Here is a 10,042-nt window from a genome sequence, read left to right on the forward strand (position 1 = left end):
GGAAACATCAGGGATATTGGGTTTCGCGCCTCTAGCGGCGCGTCACTCAGATTCGAGAGTACCTCGCGCGGATTGCAGACCGTCGCTGGCTCGATAGTCATCCCCACGACTAAAGAAGTCTTTTCCGATGAAAATGGGGATTTCACGGTCGAGTTGATTGCCGGAAATTACCGGTTGACGGCAATCGGCCCAGATGGGGCCTCTGCTATCGTGAAGCTCGTTCCAGTAGCAACAAATCTGACTGCTGTCACTTTGGCAGCACTGCTCCAAATCAGTGACCCTGTCACCCTATCTGCCGCCGGGCAAATTTTGGTTGATGCCTCTGCTGCGAGAGATGAGGCCGTGGAAATACGGTCCGATACACAATTACTTCTGGACCAGGCGACAAGCCAAGCTGGCGCAGCGGCGGCGAGTGCCGGGGCCGCAGGCGATCACGCTGCCGCAGCTGCGGCGAGTGCCGGGGTCGCAGGCGATCACGCTGCCGCAGCTGCTGACAACGCAAGCAGCGCTCACATGGCCGCAGATGCGGCGGCAGAGAGTGCTGAAACGGCAGCAGCGGCAGCGACGGAGACAGCTGCGAATGTGACGGCTGTAACTCAAATTTCTGCATCCGTCTTTGAAAGCGCTGAAACTGTGGACGGTCAGGCCGCCATCGTTTTGGCCGCTAAAGATGATGCGGTGTCGGCTCTGAGCCAAGTCCATGACAATGTTCAGACGGCCACAGCGCGGGCTGATGAAGCCGATGCCTCTGCCAGCGCCGCGGCAGACGCCGCAACCAGAGCGGAAAATAGCTACTGGAACGCAAATGCACGCGCAACGGACGCAGAAAGCGCGCGCGCCGAGTCAGCAGAGAGTGCCGGGATTGCGGCGTCCCACGCCGCCGCCGCTGTGGCGAGTGCCGGGGTCGCAGGCGATCACGCTGCCGCAGCTGCCGCAAGCGCTGGGGCAGCAGGCGATCAAGCTGCCGCAGCTGCTGCAAGCGCTGGGGCTGCAGGCGATCAAGCTGTCGCATCAGCGGAAAGCGCAGTTGTGGCAGAGCAGGCGAGCGCCACGGCCGTAGCGGCGGTCGAGTCGCAGCAAGTCGCAATGATGCAGCTCGCGATCTCCTTCGCAAACTCGCAGACCCGTTACATCGAAATTTTTGACGCGTGAGGACCACATGACAGTTGAGGCACAAGTCGCAAATCTGGTCACAGCGGTTGATCAGTTGACCGACGCGGTGAAGGTTCGAAAGGCGGTTTTCGATGCGGCGGTTCTGGACGCTGGGGCAGCGCGAGACCAGGCGGCCAGCTACGTCCCTCAGGTGACAGCTCTTCGGGATACCGCGCAGAGCCTGCGGGACCAAACCTATGGCCTGGCACAGGACGTGGCATCAGCCATCGTCTACCAGAACCTTGAAGCTGTTGCCGCCAGCAAGGCGGTGAACCCGACCGCGATCTGCATCGACGATACCGTGCTGCCGATGTGGGCGCAGATCGGCAAGTCCTGGTACAACGAACCGCTGGGCACCGCGACGCGTGGCACCCGCCGGGACATGCCGCGCGTGAAGGTGATCGTGTCGACAGGTGCGGCCCTTACGATCTACGACGGAGATGACCCATCGCTACCGATGTGGATGGTATTCGAGGCGTCCAACTCCAAAGCTTTCCGCAGCGGTGCGAATAGCGTTTCCTCCATGAATGGGGTTGTCGCTGTAGGTGTTGACGGCACGTCCTCTGGCCTTCTCTTGGTTATCGACTTCGCGGCGGACAGACTTGCTCAGAGGTTCGCGGGGTTTTCTGGTGTTATCCCTCGCGTATGGCGATCCGTGTCCTCCCGAAATGGAGGGGAGTTCGAAAGCGTGAACCTGCCGGATATTGTACAGCGTGATGCTAACGCTGTCGGTATGACGGTATTCCCCGGCGCACCCCTGTCTCCCTTTTCGGGGCTTCCTGTGCCGACGATTGCCGTAGCGACCGGGGGCGGCGTGTCGATTATCAAGCATGACGGTACGGTGGTGAACAGCCTCACGTCCACCCCCGCCAAATCCGTAACGTGGGCCGAGGGGGCGCTCGTCTGGCAGAACCTCGGACGATACATCCACTCTGCCCGTCTGGACGAACTGTCGTCTTCCGGTTTTGGAGCGCAGGTTGCGCGGACGGCGGCGGCGGCGGCCGGGGAGTTTCAGATGCTTTGTCGGGTCAGTGAAATGACATCAGCTGACCACGGCGTGGCGTACGGCGGCAGCGCGGTGGATCTGGCGGTGGCCGGGCTGTGCCTCAGGCAAAAGGCTTTGGGCACCGGAGGCATGTCGGCTCTGCTCACGACGACCTTCAACACCGGCTGGATGCCTGACGGCATCGAGGGCGCCTGGCTGGCAGACACGGCTACTGCCACGTTGTCAGGAACTAGCTTAGTGGACGGGGGCAGCACGTGGGAGCACCTGACCACGAACACCGGGTGGAGCGGCTCCGGCGATACCGTGAGCTTCGGGGGCACTGGCGCTGTTCAGTATAACAAGTATTTCACCCGGATGTCCTCTGTACCCACGGGGCAAATGCTCAAGTACACGTTCACCATCGAGAACCTCTCCGGGTCTTCGGTCAACGTAGGTCTGTTCAATACCTCTAGCAAAGGGTTTCAAGAACCCCAAAACACGTTCAGCTCGAACGGTACGTACACCCGGTATCGCGCTGCGGAGGACGGGGCAGCTGTAGGGTTCTGCGTTCAATCCAACGACCCGACGCAGACGGTCACCGTATCGAACGTCTCTATTGAGCTTGCTGATGCTGACCGCTCCATAGCCGCCAACCATCTTTCCGTGGTCGGCACAATTAACCGCACGCCGGTGGCAACCGGGTCCGAGTTGGTGGGCTACGGTGGGTTCAGCCCCACGAATTACTTGATCCAGGATTACGACTCCGATCTCGACTTCGGAACCGGGGACTTCAGCATTCTGGTCTGGTCGAAGGGAGCAGCGACAGACTCGATTGTTGTCCGCCAAGATAAGGACGCTTCAGCTGTGTACGGTGCTGGTAACTACTTCCGTCTGTACCTCGTGGGGGGCCTGCTGCGGGCGTTCGTGAATGGTAGCTCGCTAACCGCCCCGTTCGCCGTGACCACTACTGACTGGCATCAATTTGCATGGACCCGCGAGGCCGGGGTTAGCTCCCTGTACCACAATGGCGTCAAAGTGGCGTCTTCGGGCAGCTTGGCCGGAAGCGTGACCAACGCCAACGCCGTGCTACGGGTGGGGGTCGTCATGTACAACGGGGGATTTGTTGACGCCCATGATGGAGCACTGGCTCTGTTCAGGATTGGAGCATCTGCGCTTACCGCCGACCAGATCGCTCACGCCTACCGGACTGAACGGCCGATGTTCGAACCCGGCGCGCAGGTCACCTTGGGCGGAGCAAGCGCTGCGGTCACGGCACTGGCGCACGACGCCGACACTGGCCTGCTGCATGTCGGCACCAATCAGGGCCGCAGCGCCTTCCGGGGGCTGGTGCGTTCCGAGTACGAAGCGGGCGCCGTGACCAAACTTGCCGCGCGCGGCGGCATGACCATCAAAGGGGATGCGGCATGAGCCTGAGCATCAAGAAACCTGCCATCAACCTGCGGGACGCGCTTGCGCGCCTCGCCACCCTGCGGCCGGCACCGCGTTACGAGACCCTGTGGTTCTCGGGTGACGGAACCAGGAAAACGTTTGTCCTGCCGACCGGCTGGCGCACGAAGCTCGTGTATATCGACGGTCTGCTCAAGCGCCCTGGTTCGGCAGAGGCCTACACGACCTCGGTCACGCTCAACGTCGAAACGATCGCCTTCGCCGTGGCACCGGGCACGGTGTCGGTCGGCGTCTATGCGGAGTGCGCGCAATGACGGTCTTCATCCACAAGGGCGACGGGCCCCTGAGCTACCGGCAAGCGGTAGACCGCGGCCGGGATCTCTTTGCGGCGGAGCGTATCGCCTACCTGCGCGAGGCTGGCCTGTTGACGAGTGATCCAGACTATATCGCCTGGGCCAATCAGTGGCTGGCCGACAACGTGGTGAATGAGACCAACAACGTCTTCAACCACGCCGTCCACGATTACCGGGCAGCCCTCGCGCGCCTCGCTCGCTACCGGCTGGCGGAGGGGCGCCCCGAGCTGGTCGAGCTACAGGACACGGGGCAGATCGATCCCGAGACGGGCGAGCCGGTCATGGCCGACGTGGTGGTGCAGACTGCCGTTGACCCGCTCCCGGCGGAGGTATCCGGCGTAGATGATGTGACTGGCGAGCCCGTCATGATTCCGAACCCTGCCATCGTCCGGGACGATGCAGAGCGCGATGAGGCACAGGCTGTGGTCGATGCCGCACCACCAGACGTGATTGCCTTGAATGGGGGTTTAGCGGTTTGACCAGTGACGAATTCCCGCATTCCTGGATGGCCCGCATTGTGGAGCTTGCCAAGGTCATCGGCGCGCTGTCCGTGATAGCCTCCGCTGGACTCGCGGTCTACGCTTGGACCTTTGGACCTGTTGGTCGGTTTTTCGCCAAGGTCGACAAGATCGTCGTGGACATAGCCCAGCTGCAACAGGACGTCGCCCGCGCCAACGGCGAGGATCGTGTGATCCGCCAGCCTGACGGCATGAGCTACATCCGTGAGCCCGTCACCCAGGGGGAGATGGTCACGATGATGCTGACCATCGGGCGTACCCGGCTGGGTCAGGCTTGCCGCCTAACGGACTGGGTGCCGATCTTCGTCGATGGAACCAATATACCGCTTCCCGGCAGACGCGCCTATCCGAACCGATCACTCCAGCAGCTGGGCGAGGGCTTGGAGACGCGCCGGATCGAGATGATCCCTCCGGAAGAACTGATGCCGGGCCGGGTGACGGTCTACCTCGCGCTCTCCTATGCCTGCCTGTCCCAGGGCGGCGAAAAGCCGGTGCCGGATCGAACCGATGTGCTGGCCTACATGCTCCTGCCCGGTGCGTAGCGATGGAGTGGGCGCGGGAAACATGGGCTTGGAGGCACGCCGCATGGTTCCTGCGCTGTGTCCTCGCCCCCGTGATCGAGGCGGTCAGCATGGCAGCGATGTACCGCGCCACCTGCGGAATGCTGCAGATAAGCTGCTGCGCCTGCGCGTGGCTGATGCAGTGCCGCCCGGCCATCGCGATCCTCGATGTGGCTTTCTGGCTCTTCGAGCACCGCCACACCCGGGAATGCTTCGAGCGATGCTTCCCTGTCCCGTACCGCCCTCGCCGCCCTGAGCCGGGCCAACGCTGGCCCCGCACGCCTGAGGATGTGGCGAGCCTGTGGGCAATAGACGACGAAACGCCGGGGCACGACGCCCCAATCTACCTGTGAGAGGTGAGACCATGACCGCACGATACAACCACGCGATCCTCGAGGCGGCCGGTGCCCACCTCGGCCTCGCGGAATGGCCCGGGGCCAAGCACAACCCCGAGGTCATCGGCTTCTTCAACGCTGTCGGGCACGGCTGGGTGAAGGACGACGAGACGCCCTGGTGCGCCGCCTTCGTGGGCGCGGTGCTGGCGACGCTCGGCCTGCCGCACACCGGCAAGCTCAACGCCCGCTCCTACCTCCAGTGGGGCGAGAAGGTTCACCAATCGGAGGCGCTGCCCGGCGACGTGGTCATCTTCTCGCGTGGAGATCCGAACGGCGCGAGTGGGCATGTCGCCTTCCTCGTCCGCTTCGATGGCTCTGACCGCGTCGTGGTGCGCGGCGGCAACCAGGGCAACAAGGTCAGCGACGCCAGCTACACCGTTGGCCGCGTGCTGGGCTATCGCCGCGCGACCGGGCAGGAGCCGGATGGCGTGCCGATCCTCCGCGCAGGGATGCGGGGGGTGGAGGTCAAGGCCCTGCAGCTGCGCCTGCGCGAACTCGGTTACCACATGGGCGAGGTCGACGGCGTGTTCGGCAGCCTCACCCGTGGCGCCGTGACGGCCTTTCAGGCGGACAATGGCCTCGATGTCGACGGCGCTGTGGGGCGCGAGACCCGCGAGGCCTTGCAGACGGCCCAGCCGCGCCCGCAGCGCAACGTCGATACCGCCGATCTGCGCGCACGCGGCTCGGAGACCATCAAGCAGGGCGACGTGATCGACGTGGGCGTGGCCGCCGGGGGCCTCCTGACCGCGGCGCCGGCGATCAAGGACGCGCTGACGCAGGCGCAGGGTATCCTGCCGACCATCACAAGCCTGGTGCGCGAGCAGTGGCCCGCGATCATCGTGCTCGTGGTGCTGGGCGCCGTCTGGTACGCCAACCGCGAAGTCAAGAAGGCGCGTCTCGCGGATGCCCGCTCCGGCGCGCACCTGGGGCGGTGACATGGCCCGCGTGATCCATCGTGGAAGCATGCTTCAGGTGGTGTGCCCTTGCGGGCATGAGCATCACCTGAACCTCGATCCCGGCAAGCACCCGTGCTGGTCGTGGAACGAGGATCTGCACCGGCCGACGGTAACCCCGAGCATCAACGCGGCCATCCTTGCCGCCGATGGAGTCACGGTCCGCCGTCGCTGCCACAGCTACATCATGGGCGGGCGCGTGCAGTTCCTGGCGGACTGCACGCACGCTCTGGCCGGGCAGACGCTAGACCTGCCGGAGGTCGCGGCATGATCCGAATCCTCTCATTGCCGCCCGTCAGGTGGTTGACCTCCGCGCTGGCCCTGATCGGCGCGGCGCTGCTGCTGTTCCATGCCGGGGCCGTGCGTGGCCGCCGCGCCCAGAAGGAGAAGGCCCATGCTCAGGATAACCGCCGTGCTGGTGATATTCGCCGCGCCGTTAACACTGACCGGCTGCGCCGAGCTGGTCCGCCGCTCGTCCGCTACCGAGACTGAGCGCACGCTCTGCGATGTCTGGGGGGAGGGCCTGTTCCTGCCGTCGCGCAAGGACACCGAGGAGACCGCCGAGGGCCTGACGGCGCAGATCGCGGACTTCAAGGCGGCGTGTCCGGGACACTGGCACCCCTGACCTCCGACACATCACCCACGACAAAGCCCCGCTCGGTTCACGCCGGGCGGGGCTTTTTGCGTTTCGAGCTACCGCAACAGGGCGAGGACAGGAGCCGCAGCAATGACCCACCCAGCGACGAGCATGGCCGCGTCAAACAGGCGGGTTCGCATCGGGTATGGTCGGCGGTTCAGGTTCGCGGGCTGCATGGACGCGTGCACAGGTCCAATCCATTAGTTGGCCCGCCACGATGGGCGGGCCGCATTCAGTAGGTTTGGCTTGATAGGTTTAGTGACTGCTCAAGTTAACCTATAGCACGCCGGGCTAATAAATGATTACGTTTTCCTGCGCGAATAGTGATCCCCTCCAGCGGCTTCTGCTCTGTCACTTTTAACGGGTAGGGGCCGAGCGTCACCGACGGGGTGTTAATGTCGTTGGCAGCTTGCCAAGCCCTGCAGCCGAAGAAGAGTCAGATCACCGGCAGTATCCCGCGCGCTTGATCCGCGACCTGGCCGCGGCCGTTTCCAATTGGCTGTACCGTCCTCCAGAGAACCGGCGGCAGTCGAGGGCATGCCCCGCCGCGATGACCGCCGCACCGATGTCCTGACCGTTCGTGTAGCAGACCCCTACGTAACGGTCATAGGTCCGGTCACCAGTTAGTTCGCAAGTGATCGAACGACCTTGGAGGTAGTTCACCATCCAGCGTTTCGCGTCCTTGCCTGCACGCGTCCGGAGCTCGGGCGCGTCCACGCCCTCCAGGCGCACCGGCGTCCCATCCACGACGATGGTGTCGGCGTCGCGAACGTGGAGGGACTGCCCTGATGCCGGGGCGGCTACGAGAAGCGCGGCGCAGATGACGAAGAGATTCATTTAACATTCCTTGTCCGTTAGGCTGGATAGAGTCGCGGACGTGACACAAATTCGCCTACCCTGAACACGGCAGTGCGTCGAGGTTGTGAATGACAGTTCGCGGCCCATTGCGGACCTTGGCCATATGTAACCCTTAGCTGCAGTGCAGCCCGTCAGACCGACCATTCGCTGCGTATGCAAAATCTTGGATGTAGAGAACTGGTGGTGTGTGGGACGAAGCGGACTATCGCGGGTTGCGTTAAGCCTCCAGCCGACGCATGATCTACTCGGACTTTTGTGTTGAGGGCATGAGTTGTCAGAAGGTATACAGAGTTTGCGCGCCGTACTGGCAAGCGATAGCCAAACATTTGGCAAGAGCCTAAGCGCGGTCTTATCTCCTGCTCAACCGCTTCAGTCTCCTGAGTTCCTTCGTGGACGTGAGGCGCATCTCTACGGAATAGAAAAAGCACTTTATCAGCCCGGTCGACATGTACTGATACATGGGCTTAGAGGCGTGGGGAAGTCTTCGCTCGCCCAGACCGCAGCTTTCCAAGTGGCTGAGAAGCATGACCCTATTATTGTCGGTTGTGACCCAGCGAGCACGTTTCTGACTGTTGTGAGAGAAATATTCGAGGAAGCTGAGCAAGAAGATCCACGACTAATTTCTAAGATTTCGGAGGCTAGTGCAGGTTTTTCGAATTTTGGAATTAGCGCCCAAGGTAAAACTGCAATCTCACATGGCACTGTTGATGACCCATCCTCACTAAATGAAGCGGTCCGTTTGTTGAGCTTCGTTGCCAACCAAGTCGGGCATCGGCTTATTGTGGTTATCGATGAGTTTGATCTGATAACCGACAAGCGACAACAAAGCCTTTTCACCAACCTTGTAAAGCAGCTTTCCGACAAACGCGTTGATGTTTGTCTAATTTTTTGCGGGATAGGGGAAAGCCCAGCTGCAATTATGGAGGCACACGGAAGTGCAGACCGCTACTTCCATACGGTTGAGCTAGGCCCTCTAGAATGGGAGGCAAGACAGGAAATTGTCTCTGATGCTGCTAATCGCCTCGGAATCAAGGTGGACCGAGACACGATAATTAGAATATCGAAGATTAGTGACGGTTTCCCCCACTTCATTCACTTCATATCAGAGAAATTATTTTGGCGAATCTTTGAGGCGCAGAATGACGGAGTTGCCACACCAGAGCTCTTTGAACTCGCTATGGAAGATGCGGCTGCAAGTATGGATATGCGGCTCAAGGGGCCTTACGAGAGGGCAACTCAGAAGTACCACGGAGATACCGAGCCGATATTGTGGGCCGTCGCCGACGGACATGAATTCGTCAGACGCAGCAGGGCAGTTTTCGATGAGTCGTACATCAGGATAATGAGAGACCTTGGGCGGGAGCCGCTGGATAGAGATAGATTCAATCAGCGTATTAATAGCTTGAAGCAGGAATCTCATAGTTCAATTCTTTACGGCTCCCGGCAGGGCTGGTACGAGTTCACCGAAAAGATGATCCGTGGGTATGTCCGTCTAAGAGCAGCACAACACGGCGTTGATCTCGCGAGAGATCATCCCGTAGGCCCTAGGTTTGCGAAGTAGCTACTGCCAGCGAATCGAGAAGCGTTAGTTGGCAATGATGCTGTCTTGTTGGAGGCTACAGAGGTGGTCGCGGGATTTCGGACCAGGTGCTAAGCTGTAGCGCCTGAGGAAGAACGCACAGAAATGACCAAACGGAAACGCTATTCGGCAGAGTTCAAGGCGAAGGTGGCTTTGGAGGCCATCCGCGAGGAGCTGACGACGGCCGAACTGGCCAAGAAGTATGACATCCACCCTACCATGATCAGCGGCTGGAAACGGACCGCGATTGAGAACATGGCACAGGCCTTCAACGGTCCGTCGACTGCCGAGCCGCCGATATCGACGGCAGAGGTCGAAAAGCTGCACGCAAAGATCGGGCAGTTGGTCGTGGAACGGGATTTTTTGTCGGAAGCCTCCAGTATCGTCCTCGGCACTGGAGGCAAAAAGCGGTGAAGAAAGACCATCCCGATCTCAGCCTCCGGCGGCAATGCCGCCTGCTGTCACTGGCACGCTCGACCCTCTACTATCAGCCGCGCGGGGAAAGCGCCGAGAACCTGAAGCTCATGGAAATCATCGACAGACAGTTCCTGGAGACACCGTGGTATGTGGTAATCCCCCCATTTTTAACGGGGTGCATTCGTAGAACTTACGCGGCCATTTTCAGTTTCTGGGCGGGGGTGATGC

General features: G+C 61.3%; 11 protein-coding genes and 2 pseudogenes. 12 read left to right on the plus strand and 1 reads right to left on the minus strand.

Annotated elements, in window-relative coordinates; genetic code table 11:
• The first annotated feature begins 72 nt into the window (after nucleotides 1-72).
• The 9 genes from J5474_RS19595 to J5474_RS19635 all read left to right on the plus strand — a co-directional run bounded on the left by J5474_RS19595 (nucleotide 73) and on the right by J5474_RS19635 (nucleotide 6,948).
• Entirely contained in the window at nucleotides 73-1,152 is a 1,080-nt protein-coding gene (locus J5474_RS19595; RefSeq protein WP_209363244.1) for a hypothetical protein, read from the plus strand.
• A gap of 7 nt (nucleotides 1,153-1,159) precedes the next feature.
• Nucleotides 1,160-3,565, plus strand: coding sequence for a LamG domain-containing protein (locus J5474_RS19600; protein ID WP_209363246.1), 2,406 nt, complete (start codon nucleotides 1,160-1,162; stop codon nucleotides 3,563-3,565).
• Nucleotides 3,562-3,858, plus strand: a complete 297-nt coding sequence (locus tag J5474_RS19605; RefSeq protein WP_209363248.1) for a hypothetical protein — start codon at nucleotides 3,562-3,564, stop codon at nucleotides 3,856-3,858. Before J5474_RS19600 ends, J5474_RS19605 begins: the two co-directional genes overlap by 4 nt.
• Nucleotides 3,855-4,376 (plus strand): hypothetical protein, encoded by a 522-nt coding sequence (locus J5474_RS19610; protein WP_209363250.1) that lies wholly within the window; start codon nucleotides 3,855-3,857, stop codon nucleotides 4,374-4,376. Before J5474_RS19605 ends, J5474_RS19610 begins: the two co-directional genes overlap by 4 nt.
• The gene (locus J5474_RS19615; RefSeq protein WP_209363252.1) at nucleotides 4,373-4,957 is read left to right on the plus strand and encodes a hypothetical protein; all 585 of its coding nucleotides are present in this window, start codon (nucleotides 4,373-4,375) and stop codon (nucleotides 4,955-4,957) included. Before J5474_RS19610 ends, J5474_RS19615 begins: the two co-directional genes overlap by 4 nt.
• 2 nt (nucleotides 4,958-4,959) lie before the next feature.
• Entirely contained in the window at nucleotides 4,960-5,328 is a 369-nt protein-coding gene (locus J5474_RS19620; protein WP_209363254.1) for a hypothetical protein, read from the plus strand.
• A gap of 11 nt (nucleotides 5,329-5,339) precedes the next feature.
• A complete protein-coding gene (locus J5474_RS19625) occupies nucleotides 5,340-6,305 on the plus strand; it encodes a C40 family peptidase (protein WP_209363256.1) in 966 nt (321 codons plus the stop codon).
• Nucleotide 6,306: 1 nt separating this feature from the next.
• Nucleotides 6,307-6,594, plus strand: coding sequence for a ubiquitination-like system serine protease family protein (locus tag J5474_RS19630; RefSeq protein WP_209363259.1), 288 nt, complete (start codon nucleotides 6,307-6,309; stop codon nucleotides 6,592-6,594).
• A 123-nt stretch (nucleotides 6,595-6,717) separates the two neighbouring features.
• Nucleotides 6,718-6,948, plus strand: a complete 231-nt coding sequence (locus J5474_RS19635) for a hypothetical protein (RefSeq protein ID WP_209363261.1) — start codon at nucleotides 6,718-6,720, stop codon at nucleotides 6,946-6,948.
• A 453-nt stretch (nucleotides 6,949-7,401) separates the two neighbouring features.
• Here J5474_RS19635 and J5474_RS19640 read toward each other — a convergent pair whose 3' ends face one another.
• Complete coding sequence (locus tag J5474_RS19640; protein ID WP_209363263.1) at nucleotides 7,402-7,797, minus strand: thermonuclease family protein; 396 nt, start codon at nucleotides 7,795-7,797, stop codon at nucleotides 7,402-7,404.
• Between the two features lie 313 nt (nucleotides 7,798-8,110).
• On the opposite strand from J5474_RS19640, the gene J5474_RS19645 reads away from it, so the two are divergent.
• The 3 genes and pseudogenes from J5474_RS19645 to J5474_RS19655 all read left to right on the plus strand — a co-directional run.
• Nucleotides 8,111-9,379 (plus strand): AAA family ATPase, encoded by a 1,269-nt coding sequence (locus J5474_RS19645; RefSeq protein WP_209363266.1) that lies wholly within the window; start codon nucleotides 8,111-8,113, stop codon nucleotides 9,377-9,379.
• 123 nt (nucleotides 9,380-9,502) lie between these two features.
• A pseudogene (locus J5474_RS19650) lies at nucleotides 9,503-9,764 on the plus strand (transposase); the annotation flags it as partial.
• Between the two features lie 43 nt (nucleotides 9,765-9,807).
• Nucleotides 9,808-10,042: pseudogene (locus J5474_RS19655) on the plus strand (hypothetical protein); the annotation flags it as partial.

The organism is Sagittula salina (assembly GCF_017813235.1).
Lineage (GTDB): Bacteria > Pseudomonadota > Alphaproteobacteria > Rhodobacterales > Rhodobacteraceae > Sagittula > Sagittula salina.